The sequence below is a fragment of the Pseudonocardia parietis genome (assembly GCF_017876315.1).
Taxonomy (GTDB): domain Bacteria; phylum Actinomycetota; class Actinomycetes; order Mycobacteriales; family Pseudonocardiaceae; genus Pseudonocardia; species Pseudonocardia parietis.
In genome coordinates this window covers 1,930,659-1,946,321 of the sequence record NZ_JAGINU010000001.1, presented here as the reverse complement: position 1 = coordinate 1,946,321, position 15,663 = coordinate 1,930,659, and the positions used below count along the sequence as shown (strand labels likewise).

At 72.4% G+C, this 15,663-nt stretch carries 16 protein-coding genes; 7 read left to right on the top strand and 9 right to left on the bottom strand.

The features are described from left to right. Positions 1–89: 89 nt before the first annotated feature. Both JOF36_RS09175 and JOF36_RS09170 read right to left on the bottom strand, forming a co-directional pair. A complete protein-coding gene (locus tag JOF36_RS09175) occupies positions 90–1,874 on the bottom strand; it encodes a 3-hydroxyacyl-CoA dehydrogenase family protein (RefSeq protein ID WP_210026157.1) in 1,785 nt (594 codons plus the stop codon). A gap of 134 nt (positions 1,875–2,008) precedes the next feature. Next, positions 2,009–3,535, bottom strand: coding sequence for an aldehyde dehydrogenase family protein (locus tag JOF36_RS09170; protein ID WP_307862286.1), 1,527 nt, complete (start codon positions 3,533–3,535; stop codon positions 2,009–2,011). A gap of 164 nt (positions 3,536–3,699) precedes the next feature. Between JOF36_RS09170 and JOF36_RS09165 the strand changes: the two genes are divergently transcribed. Next, positions 3,700–4,425: a sulfite exporter TauE/SafE family protein gene (locus tag JOF36_RS09165; RefSeq protein ID WP_245350741.1), complete on the top strand. Its 726-nt coding sequence runs from the start codon at positions 3,700–3,702 to the stop codon at positions 4,423–4,425. Between the two features lie 39 nt (positions 4,426–4,464). On the opposite strand, the gene ehuA is transcribed toward JOF36_RS09165, so the two are convergent. The 5 genes from ehuA to nucS all read right to left on the bottom strand — a co-directional run bounded on the left by ehuA (position 4,465) and on the right by nucS (position 8,372). Continuing rightward, positions 4,465–5,229, bottom strand: a complete 765-nt coding sequence (gene ehuA, locus JOF36_RS09160) for an ectoine/hydroxyectoine ABC transporter ATP-binding protein EhuA (RefSeq protein WP_210035309.1) — start codon at positions 5,227–5,229, stop codon at positions 4,465–4,467. Positions 5,230–5,233: 4 nt separating this feature from the next. Then, the gene (gene ehuD / locus JOF36_RS09155; RefSeq protein ID WP_245350740.1) at positions 5,234–5,890 is read right to left on the bottom strand and encodes an ectoine/hydroxyectoine ABC transporter permease subunit EhuD; all 657 of its coding nucleotides are present in this window, start codon (positions 5,888–5,890) and stop codon (positions 5,234–5,236) included. Continuing rightward, positions 5,890–6,606, bottom strand: coding sequence for an ectoine/hydroxyectoine ABC transporter permease subunit EhuC (gene ehuC, locus JOF36_RS09150; RefSeq protein ID WP_210026153.1), 717 nt, complete (start codon positions 6,604–6,606; stop codon positions 5,890–5,892). The genes ehuD and ehuC overlap by 1 nt, the downstream gene beginning before the upstream one ends. A gap of 15 nt (positions 6,607–6,621) precedes the next feature. Further along, positions 6,622–7,536: an ectoine/hydroxyectoine ABC transporter substrate-binding protein EhuB gene (gene ehuB / locus JOF36_RS09145; RefSeq protein WP_210026152.1), complete on the bottom strand. Its 915-nt coding sequence runs from the start codon at positions 7,534–7,536 to the stop codon at positions 6,622–6,624. 176 nt (positions 7,537–7,712) lie between these two features. Continuing rightward, entirely contained in the window at positions 7,713–8,372 is a 660-nt protein-coding gene (nucS, locus tag JOF36_RS09140; protein WP_210026151.1) for an endonuclease NucS, read from the bottom strand. Positions 8,373–8,435: 63 nt separating this feature from the next. Between nucS and JOF36_RS09135 the strand changes: the two genes are divergently transcribed. Continuing rightward, entirely contained in the window at positions 8,436–8,984 is a 549-nt protein-coding gene (locus JOF36_RS09135) for an NUDIX domain-containing protein (protein ID WP_307862746.1), read from the top strand. On the opposite strand, the gene JOF36_RS09130 is transcribed toward JOF36_RS09135, so the two are convergent. Together JOF36_RS09130 and JOF36_RS09125 are read right to left on the bottom strand one after the other, a co-directional pair. Beyond that, complete coding sequence (locus JOF36_RS09130) at positions 8,936–9,697, bottom strand: HAD-IA family hydrolase (protein ID WP_210026150.1); 762 nt, start codon at positions 9,695–9,697, stop codon at positions 8,936–8,938. The two genes, JOF36_RS09135 and JOF36_RS09130, sit on opposite strands and share 49 nt — an antisense overlap. Beyond that, positions 9,694–10,638 (bottom strand): phosphoribulokinase, encoded by a 945-nt coding sequence (locus JOF36_RS09125; protein WP_210026149.1) that lies wholly within the window; start codon positions 10,636–10,638, stop codon positions 9,694–9,696. The genes JOF36_RS09130 and JOF36_RS09125 overlap by 4 nt, the downstream gene beginning before the upstream one ends. A gap of 110 nt (positions 10,639–10,748) precedes the next feature. Between JOF36_RS09125 and JOF36_RS09120 the strand changes: the two genes are divergently transcribed. Genes JOF36_RS09120 through JOF36_RS40785 form a run of 5 tightly spaced genes read left to right on the top strand, consistent with a single transcriptional unit; the run spans position 10,749 to position 15,658 of the window. Beyond that, positions 10,749–11,411, top strand: coding sequence for a response regulator (locus tag JOF36_RS09120; RefSeq protein ID WP_210026148.1), 663 nt, complete (start codon positions 10,749–10,751; stop codon positions 11,409–11,411). Further along, positions 11,408–12,640: a GAF domain-containing sensor histidine kinase gene (locus tag JOF36_RS09115; protein ID WP_210026146.1), complete on the top strand. Its 1,233-nt coding sequence runs from the start codon at positions 11,408–11,410 to the stop codon at positions 12,638–12,640. Before JOF36_RS09120 ends, JOF36_RS09115 begins: the two co-directional genes overlap by 4 nt. Before the next feature lie 36 nt (positions 12,641–12,676). Next, entirely contained in the window at positions 12,677–14,107 is a 1,431-nt protein-coding gene (locus JOF36_RS09110; protein ID WP_210026144.1) for a form I ribulose bisphosphate carboxylase large subunit, read from the top strand. Between the two features lie 14 nt (positions 14,108–14,121). Beyond that, a complete protein-coding gene (locus JOF36_RS09105) occupies positions 14,122–14,580 on the top strand; it encodes a ribulose bisphosphate carboxylase small subunit (protein WP_210026143.1) in 459 nt (152 codons plus the stop codon). Next, entirely contained in the window at positions 14,567–15,658 is a 1,092-nt protein-coding gene (locus JOF36_RS40785) for an AAA family ATPase (protein WP_210026142.1), read from the top strand. Before JOF36_RS09105 ends, JOF36_RS40785 begins: the two co-directional genes overlap by 14 nt. Positions 15,659–15,663: the final 5 nt, after the last annotated feature.

Genomic DNA, 15,663 nt, shown 5'->3' with positions numbered 1-15,663 from the left:
GCGGGACGGCCCCGCCCCCGTTCCGTGGGGCGAGGCCGTCTCGGGCGTCCGCGAGCCATCCGATCAGTGTCGCTGGAGCAGCGCCGCGCTCAGCTGCGGGTGTAGTCCCGGAACCCGTGCCCGGCCTTGCGGCCGAGCCGGCCCGCGGTCACCAGGTGGTCCAGCAACGGCGCCGGCGAGAAGCCCGACTGGCGGAACTCCGAGTACAGCGAGCGCTGGATCGCCAGCGAGACGTCGAGCCCGACGACGTCGAGCAGCTCGAACGGTCCCATCGGCAGCGCACAGCCGGTCTTCATGGCGGCGTCGATGTCGTCAGCGGTCGCGTAGTGCGCCTCCAGCATCTTCACCGCGTCGTTCAGGTACGGGAACAGCAGCGCGTTGACGATGAACCCGGCTCGGTCACCACACCGGACCGGCACCTTCTTCAGCTTCTTGGTCACCTCCACCACGGTGGCGGCGACGTCGCGCGAGGTGCCGATGGTCGAGACGACCTCGACCAGCTTCATGACCGGCGCCGGGTTGAAGAAGTGCATGCCGATCACGTCGCCGGGCCGCTGGGTGGCCGCGGCACACTCCACGACCGGCAGCGACGACGTCGTGGTCGCGAGGATCGCGCCCGGCTTGCAGATCTCGTCGAGCGCGCCGAACATCGCCCGCTTGACGTCGAGCTCCTCGGCGACCGCCTCGACGACCAGGTCGACGTCGGCCATGTCCTCGAGCCGCGTGGTGCCGGTGATCCGGCCGAGGACCGCGTCGCGGTCGGCCTCCTCCAGCTTGCCCCGGGCGACCGCCTTGTCCAGGGACTTGCGCACCGTCCCGATCGAGCCGTCGGCCTTGGACTCGCTGCGGCCACGGACGACGACGTCGTACCCGGCCTTGGCGAAGACCTCGACGATGCCCGAGGCCATCGTGCCGGTCCCGACCACACCGACCCGGCTGACGTCGCGCAGCGTGACGCCCTCGGGGAGCTCCGGCGACGGCGTCTCACCGTCGGGCACCACGCTCGAGCTGTGCGGCGCCTCGTAGGTGTAGAAGCCGCGCCCGGTCTTCCGGCCGAGCAGCCCGGCGGTGATCATCTGCTTGAACACCGGGTTCGGCGCGTGCATCAGGTTGCGCGACTCGCGGTACATCGTCTCGAGGATCTCGTAGGCGGTGTCCAGCCCGATGAGGTCGAGCAGGGCCAGCGGGCCCATCGGGTAGCCGCAGCCGTAGCGCATGCCGGCGTCGAGGTCCTCGCGGCTGGCGTAGCGCTCGGCGTACATCTTCGCCGCGTGGTTGAGGTAGCCGAACAGCAGCGCGTTGGCGATGAAGCCCGCGCGGTCGCCGATGACCACCGGGACCTTGCCCAGCGAGTCCGCGAACGCCTCGACGTCGGAGATCACGTCGGGCTCGGTGACGACGGTGCGCACCACCTCGACCAGTTTCTGCACCGGGGCCGGGTTGAAGAAGTGCATCCCGACGACCTTGCCGGGGCGCTTGGTGCGCACGGCCAGCTCGGTCACCGACAGCGACGACGTGTTGGAGCAGAGGATGGTCTCCTCGGCGACCACCGCGTCGACCGCGGCGAAGATCTCGGCCTTGGCCTCCAGGCTCTCCGGGATGGCCTCCACGACCAGCTGGGCCGGGGCCAGGTCCGACAGCGAGGTGCTGACCGTGATGCGGCCGAGCAGCTCGTCGGCCTGTTCCCGGGTGAGCTTGCCGCGCTCGATCGCGCGTCCGGTGGAGGCGTCGAGGTGGGCCCTGCCGCGCTCGCCGGCGGCCGTGTCGACCTCGACGGCGATCACCTCGAGCCCGTTGCGGGCGAAGACCTCCACGATCCCCGCGCCCATCGTGCCCAGGCCGACCACGCCGACCGTCCGGAACTCGCGTGCCACGCTGCAAACCTCCACTGTTCGACGTCCGATCGCGCGTGATCCTGCCATCGACGCCCGACCCGTGGGTGACGCGTGCGACCCGCGCCACCCTTGCGGTCAGGCCCGGCCGGGCCGCCTACCCACGGTTCGGCGCGTCAGCGCCCGTGCCGCGCCTTCACGACGCCGACGATCGTCTGCATGACCTTCGCGGTCCGCCGGAAGCTGGTGACGCCGACCGGCAGCCCGAACCGCTGGCGGGCCACCGACTGGGGACGTGCGAACTCCCGGAGTCCGTCGGCGCCGTGGATGCGGCCGAACCCGGACTCCCCCACACCGCCGAACGGCAGCGACGGGATCCCGGCGAACGCGATGACGGCGTTGATCGACACCATCCCGGTGCGCAGCTTCTGTGCGATCTGCTCGCCGCGCTTCGCGGAGAACACTGTCGCACCGAGGCCGTAGCCGGTGGCGTTGGCGCGGCGGACCGCCTCGTCGACGTCCGGCACCCGGTTCACCACGACCAGCGGGCCGAACGTCTCCTCGGTGACGGCGACCGAGTCCTCCGGCACGTCCGCGATCACCACCGGCGAGATGGCGCCGCCCTCGGCCGGCACCGAGTCCGCCCCTCCGACGATCGCCCGGCCGCCCTTGTCCAGCGCGTCGGTGACGTGCCGACGCACGACCTCGGTCTGCGACGGCATCGTCATCGGCCCGAGCTGGCCCTCGTTCGTGGCCGACCCGACCTCCAGCACCGACGCGGCCGCCCGCACCTTCTCCAGGAAGCGCCCGGCGACCGACTCGACGACGTAGACCCGCTCGACACCCACGCAGGTCTGGCCGGCGTTCGACATCCCGCCCCAGACCGCGGCGTCCGCGGCGGCATCCAGGTCCGCGTCGGCGTCGACGATCAGGGCGTCCTTGCCACCGCACTCCATCAGCACCGGGACCAGGTTCTCGGCGCACGCGGCCATCACCCGCCGCCCGGTCGCCGCCGATCCGGTGAACGCGATCTTGCCGATCCCCGGTGCGCGGCACAGCTCGGCACCGGTCGCGCCGAACCCGGTGACCACCGTCAGCAGCGGGTACCGGCCGACCTCCGGGACCGCCTCGGCGAGGGTCCGGGCGAGCTCGTACCCGACGCCCGGGGTCAGCTCGGAGGGCTTGAAGACGACGGTGTTGCCGGCGGCGAGCGCGTAGGCGATCGAGCCCATCGGGGTGAAGATCGGGTAGTTCCACGGCCCGATGACGCCGACGACGCCGAACGGCCGGTACGACACCGACGCCGCCTGGTTCGCCATCAGCAGACCCGGCGAGACCGACTGCCTGCCCAGCACCTTGCGGGCGTTGCCGGCCGCCCAGTCCAGGTGGTCGATCACCAGGATGACCTCGAGCCGGGCGTCGTCGAACGGCTTGCCGGTCTCGTCGGCCACCACCCGCGCGACCCGGTCCAACTGCTGGACCAGCACCTTCTTCCAGGCGGCGAGCCGGGTGCGCCGCCCGGCGAAGCCGAGCCCCTCCCACCACTGCGCCGAGTCGGCGGCCCGGCGGACGGCGGCGCGAACGTGCTCGCCGTCGTGCACGGGGTAGCGCGCCAGCTCCGCGCCGGTGCGCGGCGAGAGCGAGGCGAAGTCCCCGGGCGCAGGGTTCGTGGTCACGGTGGAGTCAGCGGCGGTGGCACTCACGTGATCAGCGTAAACCGCGCCGGGCGGGTCCACCGGTGCCTGTGGTGGCCCGCCGGGGCCGGGTCGGTACGCGGGTCGTCGCCACACCTCGTCCGTGGTGAGCGGGGCACCACCACCTGCCGCGCGAGCAGCCGGGACCGTGGAGGGCAGGATCCCGGCACGTGATGACCGAACTGACGCTCGGCGCGGTGACGTTGCTCGTGGCGTCCACGGTCGGCGGGATGACCGGGTTCGCCGCGTCGCTCGTGTCCACCCCGGCCTTGCTGCTCATCGGCTACGACGTGCCGCAGATCGTCGTGATCAACCTGACGGCCACGCTGGTCACCAGGTTCGCGGTGCTGCTCCGCCTGCACCGGCGGGTCGACCGCGGGCGGGTGGCAGCGCTCGGTGCCGGGGCGGTGCCGGGTGCCGTGGCGGGCGTCGCGGTCGTCGGGTACCTCGACGAGCAGGCGTTGCGGACCGGCACCGGCGTGGTCGTCACCGTCATCGGTCTCGTCCTGCTGCTGGCGGGCGACCGGCTGCGGTTCCGGCCGGGGACCCCGAGCACGACGGCGGCCGGGCTGATCGGCGGCTTCCTGTCGACGACCACCTCGCTCAACGGTCCCCCGGTCGCGGTGCTCCTCGACCGCTGCCGGCTCGACCCGGCCGAGTTCGTCGCGAACTTCGCCGGCTACTTCGTCGTGACCAACGTGGTGTCGCTCGCCCTGCTCGGCGCGCAGGGGCGGGTCCCGCCCGACATCCTGTGGCCTGCGCTGCCCGTACTGGTCCTCGCCGCGATCGTGGGCAACCGGCTCGGCGGTGCACTGACCGACCGGGTGCCCGTCGCGACCTTCGCGACCGTGGTCAAGCTGCTGGTCGTGGCGTCGGGGATCGCCACGCTCCTCTCCTGATCTCCTGGCCTTATCTCCTGGCCTTCCGACTTCGGCCGGTCAGCCCCGGCTCAGCACCGCCCGCAGGAACTCCCGGGTGCGTGCCTCGCGCGGCTCGGTGAACAGCTGCGCCGGCGGGCCCTGCTCCAGCACCCGGCCACCGTCGAACATCATCACCCGGTGGGCGAAGTCCCGGGCGAAACCCATCTCGTGGGTCACACACAGGATGGTGATGTCGGTGCTCGCGCCGATCTCGCGCAGCAGCGCCAGCACGCCCGCGACGAGCTCCGGGTCCAGGGCCGAGGTCACCTCGTCGAGCAGCAGCACGTCGGGGCGCATGGCCAGTGCCCGCGCGATCGCGACGCGCTGCTGCTGGCCGCCGGAGAGCCGGGTCGGGTGCTCGTCGATCCGGTCCGCCAGGCCGACCAGCTCCAGCAGCTCCGCGGCCCGGGCGTCGGCCTCGTCCCGGGGCAGCCCGAGCACCCGGATCGGTGCCTCGGTCAGGTTGCCCCGCACGGTCATGTTCGGGAACAGGTTGAACTGCTGGAACACCATGCCGATGCGTTTGCGGATCTCGCGCTGGTACCGCTCGTCGGCGGGGACCAGCGACCCGTTGCGCTCCATGTGCGACAGGGGGCGCCCGGCCACCGAGATCGTCCCGGTGTCCACCTGCTCCAGCGTCATCAGCAGCCGCAGGATCGTGGTCTTGCCGGAGCCCGAGGGCCCGATCAACGTGACGTGCTCGCCCGGGGCGACCGTGAAGTCCAGTTCCGAGCACACGACGGTGTCCCCGAACCGCTTCTGCACCCGGTCGAAGACGATCATCGGTTCAGACGGCGGCACGGCGGCGCTCCAGACGTCGGACCAGGATGGACGCGGGGTAGCTGAGCAGCAGGAAGAACACCCCGGCGATGGTGTAGGGCTCGATGTAGCGGAAGTTCTCCGAGCCGGCCTGCCGACCGGCGTTGACCAGCTCCACCACGCCGATCGCGAGCAGCAGCGGGACCTCCTTGAACATGGAGATCACGTAGTTGCCCAGTGCCGGCAGCACCCGCGGGATCGCCTGCGGCAGGATCACGCCGGTCCACACCCGGCTACGGGGCAGGCTCAGCGCGGTCGCCGCCTCCCACTGGCCCCGCGGGATCGCGTCGATGCCGGCGCGGTAGACCTCGGAGGTGTAGGTGGCGTAGTGCACCCCGAGCGCGAGCACGCCGACCACGAACGCGCTCAGCGTGATCCCGAACCCCGGCAGCACGAAGAACAGGAAGAACACCTGCACCAGCAGCGGCGTCGAGCGGATCACCTCCACGACGGCCCACAGCAGCGGGTCGAGCACCGGGATCCGGGCCCGCCGCAGCACGGCGATGACCAGCCCGAGCAGCAGCGCCAGCACCGAGCCGAGCAGCGTGATCTCGACCGTGGTGACCAGCCCGCGCAGCAGCGCCGGGAGGATCTCGATCGCGTAGTCCCAGTCCCAGAGCGGCATCACACGGCCCCGCCCGTTGCCGCCGGGGCGGTGCCGCGGCGCAGGCCGCGCGGCGGGCGGCCGACCTTCGCCGCCGCCACCCGCTCCATCCACCGCATTCCTGCGGTGATCAGCGCCGCGAGCATCAGGTAGAGCACGAACAGGCACCCGAAGATAAGCAGGGTGTCCTGGCCGAAGGCGGGGATGAGCACGTCACGGGCCTGGCGGGTGATCTCCTCCACCGTGATCAGGGAGAGGATCGCGGTGGACTTGAGCAGCTGGATGAACAGATTGTTCATCGGCGGCAGCATCTCCACCACGGCCTGCGGCAGGATGACCCGGCGCATCCGCTGGGCCGGGGTCAGGCTCAGCGCGATCGCGCCCTCGTACTGCGCACGCGGCACCGACTGCACCGCACCGCGCACGATCTCGGCCCCGTAGGCGCCGTGGTTGAGCCCGAGCACGAGCACCCCGGCCCACAGCGGGACGAGCTGGTACCCGACCAGGACCGGCAGCACGAAGTAGATCCAGAAGAGCTGGACGACCTCGGAGGTGCCGCGGAAGCCCTCCACGTAGATCCGGGCCGGTACCCGCGCCCAGCGCCGCGGCGCGAGCAGCAGCAGCCCGGCGGCCAGCGAGAGCAACACGGTCAGCACGATCCCGCCGACGGTCGCCACCACGGTCTGCGGCAGACCCTCGGCCAGCACGGCCAGGATCTGCGGCAGGTTGTCGAACACCCCGGGCCGCCCGGCTCAGGCCGCGCAGAGCCGCTCGGTCGTCACGTCCGGACCGGGCAGGTTCTCCTCGGTGAAGCCGAACGGGCGGGCCAGCTCCAGCCACCTCCCGCTCTCGTGCAACCGGCGCAGCTCGGTGTCGAAGGCGGTGCGGAACTCGTCCTCCCCCGGCCGGAACACGAACGCCCCTGCCGAGATGGTCTCCTCGCCGTCGATCACCGGGAAGAACCCGGGGGTGACCTCGACCGGTGCGCCCGGGTTCTTGGCCACCACGTCGTTCAGCGAGATGTTGGTCAGTGCCGCCGCGTCGGCACGTCCCGCGGTGACCGCTTGCAGCAGCGAGTTCTGCGCGTCCAGCACCTGGATCTGCCCCTCGGGCACCCCGCTGTCGGTGGCGTACCCCTGCTCCACGGCGCCACTGAGCACTGCCAGGCGCAGCTTCTTGGTACGGATGTCGTCGAACGTCGCCACGCCCTGCGGGTTGCCCCGGGGCACCAGGAACGCGGTCGGCGCGGTGTAGTCCGGGATCGAGAACGCGGCGTTGGCGCAGCGCTCGGGGTTGATGAACATGCCGGCGGTGACCAGGTCGAACTGGCGCGCGTTCAGGGCCGGGATCAGCGAACCGAAGTCGACGGGCTCCGCCTGGACCTGGCCGATGCCCAGCGTCTGCAGCACCGCGCGTCCGACCTCGACCGACTGGCCGGTGACCGTGCCGTCCGGCGCGGTGAAGCCGTAGGGCGCCTCGTTCGCGATCCCGATCCGGATCGTCCCGGCCTCCCGGGCGGCGGCCAGCGTGCCGCCCTCGCCACCTTCGCCACCGCCACCGCCGGTCGCCGTGCAGGCCGAGAGCACGGCGGAACCGCCGAACGCGACCGCACCGACGACAGCGGCACGGTGGAAGAAATCCCGTCGGGTGTATCGACCGTCGGACATGGGGCCTCCTCGCCGCCGTCCCACCGCCGGGCCCGCAGACCCGTCACCTGTGGATGTGGAGAGGAAAGCTAGGGGCGTTCCGCCTCACGGACCGATATCGTTACCGTACCGCAATCAATCGGCCGGCGAGTTGGTCCACTCGCCCCGTCCGCGGCGTGCTAACGCGCCGGTCCGGCTCAGAAGAGCAACAGGTCGTCGCGCTGCATCCCGCGCAGGGTGTCGTAGTCGACGGTCAGGCACCGGATGCCCCGGTCGGTCGCCAGCGTCTTCGCCTGCGGCTTGATCTGCTGCGCGGCGAAGACCCCCTGCACCGGAGCCAGCAGCGGGTCCCGGTTCATGAGCTCGAGGTACCGGGTGAGCTGCTCGACGCCGTCGATCTCGCCGCGCCGCTTCACCTCGACCGCGACGTGTTTGCCGTCCGCGTCGCGGCAGAGCAGGTCGACCGGGCCGACGGCCGTCATGTACTCGCGGCGCACGAGCGTCCAGCCGTCGCCGAAGGTCTCCGGGTGCGCGGCCAGCAGCTCCTGCAGGTGGGCCTCGACACCGTCCTTGACCAGCCCGGGATCGACGCCGAGCTCGTGCGACGAGTCGTGCAGCACCTCCTCGAGGGTGATGACCAGCGACTCGTCTGCCTTGTTCTTCACCGTCCACACGCCGGGCTCCTCGGTGAGCCAGCACGGCGGCGACATCCAGTTCAGCGGCTTGTAGGCGCGGTCGTCGGCATGCACGCTCACCGAGCCGTCCGCCTTGACCAGCAACAACCGGGGGGCCATGGGGAGGTGGGCGGTCAGCCGACCGACGTAGTCCACCTGGCAGCGGGCGATGACGAGGCGCACCCGGCTCACTGTAGGAGGCCCCGGTGCGGCGCCCACCGCCCCCTGGGCCAGGCTGGGCCGGTGATCGAGCAGACCTCCACCCGCCGGGTCTACGCGAACAGCTGGATGACCGTGCGCGAGGACGGGATCCGCCGCCCCGACGGCTCCGAGGGGATCTACGGCGTCGTCGACAAACCCACCTACGCACTGGTGATCCCGCGCGGCGACGACGGCAGGCTGCATCTGGTCGAGCAGTTCCGCTACCCGGTCGGCGAGCGCCGCTGGGAGTTCCCGGCCGGCACCGCCCCCGACCGGGCCGAGGCCGACCCGGCCGAGCTGGCGGTGCGCGAGCTGGTCGAGGAGACCGGGCTCGTGGCACGGGAGATGACCGCGCTCGGGATGCTCGACGTCGCGCCCGGCATGTCCAGCCAGCGGGGTCACGTCTACCTCGCGACCGGCCTCACCGCCGGTGCGCCGCAACGCGAGCACCAGGAGCAGGACATGCGGGCGGGCTGGTTCGCCCCGGACGAGTTCGAGGAGATGGCGCTGCGCGGCGAGCTCACCGACGCGCAGACACTCGCCGCCTACGCACTCCTGCGCCTGCACGACGAGCGCCGCTGCGCGAACCGCTGATCGTCGGCCGCCGCGAGCAGCTCGCCGAACAGTGCGGCGTCGAGCGGCGGGCCGCCGTCGAACGAGTCGCGGACCAGGGCGGCACCGCGGACGTCGTGCCCGGCGGTGGGCTCGGAGCGCACGACCACGGTGACCAGCCCGGCACCGAGTGCGGCCGCCACGCCGGGTGCCGAGTCCTCGACCGCCACCACGCAGGCCGCCGGCATTCCCAGCCCGCGCAGTGCCCGGCGGTAGGCCTGCGGATCGGGCTTGAGCGCGGTGACGTCGTCGCCGTACACGGCGACGTCGAGCTCGCCCGCGACGTCACCGATCAGGTGCCGGACCAGCGGCTCGGCCCACTCGCGGCGCCCGGTGGTGACCACCCCGATCCGGGCCCCGCACCGGCGCAGGTCCGCCACCAGCGTCCGGACGCCCGGGCGGGCCGGGATCGTGCCCGCGCGGGCGTGCTCGGCGAACAGCGCCGTCTTGGTCCGGTGCACCGCGGCCGCGGTCCGGTCGGCCTCCACGGCCGGGACGCCGCGCTCGCGCAGGTCGGCCGCGATGCGCTGGCGCCCGCCGGGGATCCGCAGCAGCCGGGTGTAGTGCTCCGGGGTCCAGTGCAGGCCCAGGTCGTGCTCGGCGAACGCCCGGTTGAACGCCGGCCGGTGGCCGTCCCGCTCGGTCTCGGCGAGCGTGCCGTCCACGTCGAACAGCACCGCCGCCGGCGCCGTCATCGGTCCAGCTCCATCAGGTGGAACAGGATCAGCAGCTGAGCGATCGCCAGCGGCTCGCTGCGCGCGCCGCCGATCCGGCCCAGGGACTCGGGGGCACCCCGGCCCGGGTCCCCGAGCTCGGCCCAGATCGCCTTCACCACCGCGAGGCTCTCCTCCCGCGGGACGTAGCCGTGCACGTGCAGCGACTCCACCGGGCGCCCGTCCGGGTCCCGCTCCAGCTTCAGGTGCATCGCCCGGGTGAGCTCGGGCGCCAGCACGCCGGTGAGATCCGGGTGGCCGATCGTCGGCCGCAGCATCACCGTCGCGGACAGCGGCGTGCCCTCGGGGTCGTTGCGGCTCTCGATCGGCGCGAACCGCACGACCAGATCGGCGTGCCGGCGTTGCGGCCGGATGTGCTCGGCCGACTCCGGCTCGCGCCGGTCCAGCTCGGCGCGCACCTGGTCGGGCGTGTACCCGCGCTTGGCGCAGTCGCGCTGCACCTTCCAGTCCCGCCGGATCTCCTCCGGCGGGTCGAGGAAGACGGTGACGTCGAAGCAGGCGCGGGCCAGCTTCGAGTGCAGCGGCAACAGCCCCTCGACGATCACGACGTCGGCCGGCTCGACGAGCTCGGGCCGGACCAGCTCACCGGTCGCGTGGTCGTAGACCGGCTTGAGCACCGGCTCACCGGTGGCCAGCAGCTGCAGGTGCTGCTCCATGATCCCGATGTGGTTGCAGTCCGGGTGCAGCGCCGTGAACGGCAGCTCGCGGCGTTCGGCGCGGTCGTAGCGGTGGTAGTCGTCGGTGCACAGCGACACGCACCGGCCGGGGCCGAGTGCCTCCACCAGCCCGCGGGTCAGCGTGGTCTTGCCTGCGGCGCTGTCCCCCGCGATGGCGAGCATGATCGGTCGGCGGCGGGCCTGCTCGGGCCCGGCTCGCCGGATCCGCAGTGACTTGTCCGGCACGGCGGTGCTCCTCTCCCCGTCGGAACACCCGACGCTAGGGAGACCGCCCGGATCCATCTCCCCCGTCACGGGGGACCCACCGGGGGAGATCGCCACCTATCGTGACCGGCATGACCCATGCCACACCGCTGCGGCTGGTCGTGGTGGACGACCACGAGATGGTCGTGCAGGGCCTCAAGGCGATGCTCGCCCCGTTCCGCGGCCGGGTCCGGGTGGTCGGCACCGCGCACGATGTGGCGGCCGCGATGGAGGCGGTGTTGTCGCTCGAGCCGGACATCGTGCTGTGCGACGTCCGGATGGCGGGCGACTCCGGCCTCGACCTGTGCCGGCGGCTGCTCGAGCGGCGGCCGGCGCAGAAGGTGGTGCTGCTCAGCGTCTACGACGACGAGCAGTACCTGTTCCAGGCGCTGCGGGCCGGCGCGGCCGGTTACCTGCTCAAGCGGATCGGCGGCGAGGAGCTGGTGCGCCAGCTCGAGCTGGCGGCATCCGGGGTGACGGTGGTGGACGCGACGATGGCCGGTCGCGCGGCGGCGTCGGCGGCGCGGCTGGAACGCAACGAGTTCTGGCCCGGCGCCCGGCTCGGCCTGACCCACCGGGAGAGCGAGGTGCTGGCGCTGCTGGTCGCCGGGCACTCGAACCGGGCGATCGCCGCCGAGCTGGTGATCGGCGAGGAGACGGTGAAGTCGCACGTCCGCTCGGTACTGCGCAAGCTCGACGTCCCGGACCGGACGGGGGCGGTCGCGGCCGCGCTGCGCGAGGGCGTGTTCCGGTGACGGCGGGTGCGGCCGGGCGCGGACTCGGGATCGGCGACCCGGAGCGGGAGAACGCCGTCCTGCTCGGCATCATCGAGGCCACCGCGTCCGGTCCCGGTGTGGAGCCGCTGGCCGCCGCCGTCGCCCGGGTGATCACCGAGGCGACCGCCACCGACGTCTGCTTCGTGCACGTCCTCGACGACACCGACACCGCCCTGACCCTCGCCGGTGCCACCCCGCCGTTCGACGCCCGCGTCGGCACCGTGCACCTGCCGCTCGGCCACGGGGTGAGCGGCTGGGTCGCCGCGCACCGCACCCCCGCCGTGATCCCCGGCGACAAGACGTCCGACCCCCGGTACCTGCCCATCCCGGAGCTGCGCGGCCAGGACTACACCTCGATGGTGTCGGTGCCGATGCTGTCCGAGCCCTACGGCCTGGCCGGGGTGCTCAACGTGCACACCGTGGACCGCCGCGAGTTCGGCGACCGCGACGTCCGGTTGCTGCTGGCGATCGGCAGGCTGCTGGCCGCGGCCCTGCACCAGGCCCGGATGCACCGGCGGCTGCAGGCCAGGGAGCGCGCGCACGAGCGGTTCGCCGAGCAGACCGTCGCGGCCCAGGAGACCGAGCGGCGCCGGCTGGCCCGCGACATCCACGACGGCATCTCGCAGCGGCTGGTCACGCTGTCCTTCCACCTGGACGCGGCGGGCACCCTGCTCTCCCGCGGCGACGCCGGCGAGGCCCGCACCCAGCTGGGCATCGCCGCCGACCTGGTCGGGACCACGATGGACGAGGCGCGCGCGGCGATCGGGGCGCTGCGCCCGCCGGTGCTCGACGACCTCGGCCTGGCCGGTGCGCTGGCCGCGCTGGTGCGCGAGCTGCCCGACCTGGAGGTCCGGCTCGATCTCGACGAGCAGCGGCTGCCGGACCACGTGGAGGTCGCGCTGTACCGGATCGCCCAGGAAGCGCTGCAGAACGTCCGGAAGCACGCAGCGGCCCGGCGGGTGGTGCTGCGGCTGGCGGCGGACGGCGCCGGGGCCGCCCGCCTGGAGATCTCCGACGACGGCCGGGGGTTCGCGGCGTCGTCGGGCGGCGGCCTCGCGGGCAACGGGTACGGGATGGCCTCGATGCGGGAGCGGGCCGAGCTGATCGGCGGGAGACTGCGCGCCCGCTCCCGGCCGGGCGCCGGGACGACCGTCGTCGTCACCGTCGACCCTTCGCTGACCAGCGAAGAGTGCGCTGAGAACACTTGATTGTCCGGCTGACGTTCTCCCCGCACGCTGAGGTGCATGAGCGACCGATGGAGCGCCGGCGTCATCCCCTACGCGGAGATGGGGTACTGGCAGCCCGACTACGAGCCCAAGGACACCGACCTGCTCTGCGCCTTCCGGGTCACCCCGCAGGACGGGGTGCCACCGGAGGAGGCGGGGGCCGCCGTCGCCGGCGAGTCCAGCACCGCGACCTGGACCGTCGTCTGGACCGACCGGCTGACGACCTACGAGCACTACCAGGCCAAGTGCTACGCCGTGGAGCCCGTCCCGAACACGCCCGGTCAGTGGATCGCCTACATCGCCTACGACCTCGACCTGTTCGAGGAGGGCTCGATCGCCAACCTGACGAGCTCGATCATCGGCAACGTCTTCGGCTTCAAGCCGCTCAAGGCGCTGCGGCTCGAGGACATGCGGATCCCGCCGCACTACGTGAAGACCTTCCCCGGCCCGCCGCACGGGATCGTCACCGAGCGCGAGTACCTGGACAAGTTCGGCCGGCCGCTGCTGGGCGCCACCACCAAGCCGAAGCTGGGGCTGTCCGCGCGCAACTACGGCCGGGTCGTCTACGAGGCGCTGCGCGGCGGGCTGGACTTCACCAAGGACGACGAGAACATCAACTCGCAGCCCTTCATGCGCTGGCGCGACCGCTACCTGGCCTGCATGGAGGCGGTGAACAAGGCACAGGCCGAGACCGGTGAGGTGAAGGGCCACTACCTCAACATCACCGCGGCGACGATGGAGGACATGTACGAGCGCGCCGAGTTCGCCCGCGAGCTCGGCAGCGTGATCGTGATGGTCGACCTGACGGTCGGCTACACCGCGATCCAGAGCCTCTCGAAGTGGGCCCGGCGCAACGGGGTGATCCTGCACCTGCACCGGGCCGGGCACGGCACCTACACCCGGCAGAAGAACCACGGCGTCAGCTTCCGGGTGATCGCCAAGTGGATGCGGCTGGCCGGGGTCGACCACATCCACGCCGGCACCGTCGTCGGGAAGCTGGAGGGCGACCCGAACGCGGTCGCCGGGTTCTACGACGTGCTGCGGAAGAACAAGTACGAGGCCGACCCGGTGAAGGGCCTGTACTTCGGCCAGGACTGGGTGTCGATGCCGGCGACGATGCCGGTCGCCTCCGGCGGGATCCACGCCGGGCAGATGCACCAGCTGCTGCACCACCTCGGCGAGGACACCGTGCTGCAGTTCGGCGGCGGGACGATCGGGCACCCGATGGGCATCGCGGCCGGCGCCGAGGCGAACCGGGTCGCGGTCGAGGCGATGATCAAGGCGCGGAACGAGGGCGCGGACTACCTGGCCCAGGGCCCGGAGATCCTGCGCGCGGCCGCGCGACGTAACCGCCCGCTGGAGACCGCCCTGTCCACCTGGGGCGACGTCACCTTCGACTACGCCTCGACCGACACGCCGGACGTCGTGACCACCCCCACCCCGGCCTGAGACGGAGCGACATCATGCGGATCACCCAGGGCGCCTTCTCCTTCCTGCCCGACCTGACCGACGACGAGATCACCGCGCAGGTCGGCTGGGCGCTGGCGCACGGCTGGCCGTGCGCGATCGAGTTCACCGACGACCCGCACCCCCGCAACACCTACTGGGAGATGTGGGGGATGCCGATGTTCGATCTCACCGACCCCGCCGGGGTGCTGGCCGAGATCAACGCCTGCCGGGCCGCGCATCCGGAGCTCTACGTCCGGGTCAACGCCTACGACGCCTCGCTCGGCAGGCAGACCGTGGGCCTGTCGTTCCTGGTGCAGCGACCGAGCTCCGAGCCGGGGTTCCGGCTGGACCGGGCCGAGGGCGCGGACCGGCGGATCCGCTACACCGTGCACTCGTACGCGACCGAGCGGCCTGCGGGGTCGCGCTACCCGGTGCCGGGCGACCCGAACGGCAACGGCCGTGCCCCGCACTGAGCCGGGCCGCGCCGAGCCGGGCCGCGCTGGACCGGTCGGTGCCGGAACGCGGCCCGGGCCCGGTCCCAGGACCACCGCCGGATCCGGTGCCGGGCCGCCGAGCGGGAACACCCGGATCGCATTCGGGTCCGCGGCCCCGCGTCTCGACACCGGCCCGGACCCCGGCGCCGCCGGGCAGGACGCCGGGCCTGAGCTGGGCCCCGGGGACACCGTGGATCTCGGCGAGGTCCGCCGCGCGGCCGGCGTCGACGACATCCTCGACGCCCTGGACCGCGAGCTGGTCGGGCTGGCCCCGGTCAAGCAACGGCTGCGGGAGCTGGCCGCGCTGCTCGTCGTCGACCGGGTGCGGGCCCGCTTCGGTACCGCACCCGACCGGCCGACCCTGCACATGTGCTTCACCGGCAACCCGGGCACCGGCAAGACCACCGTGGCCCTTCGGATGGCCGGGCTGTTGCACGGCCTGGGCTACCTGCGCCACGGGCACCTCGTCACCGCCACCCGGGACGACCTGGTCGGCCAGTACGTCGGGCACACCGCGCCGAAGACCAAGGAGATCGTGCGGAAAGCGCTCGGCGGGGTGCTGTTCGTCGACGAGGCCTACTACCTGCACCGGCCCGGCAACGAGCGCGACTACGGCGGCGAGGCCATCGAGATCCTGCTGCAGGCGATGGAGGACCATCGTGACGACGTCGCCGTGATCCTGGCCGGCTACTCGGACCGGATGGACACCTTCTTCACCGCGAACCCCGGCATGCAGTCACGGATCGCGCACCACGTCGACTTCCCGGACTTCTCGGTCGGCGAGCTCGCCGAGATCGGGCACCGGATGGTCACCGACCTCGGCCTGACGCTGTCCGACGACGCGGCGACCGCCCTGCACGAGTACCTCGACCTGCGGGTGCAGCAGCCCTGGTTCGCCGGGGCCCGCAGCGTGCGCAACGCGCTCGACCGGGCCCGGATGCGGCAGGCGCTGCGACTCGCCTCCGGGCGCGACCGGATCGGGCTGCCGGAGCTGAGCCTGTTGACCGCCGACGACCTGCGCGCCAGCCGGGTCTTCCAGGGCGGCCTGTCCCGTTGAGCCTG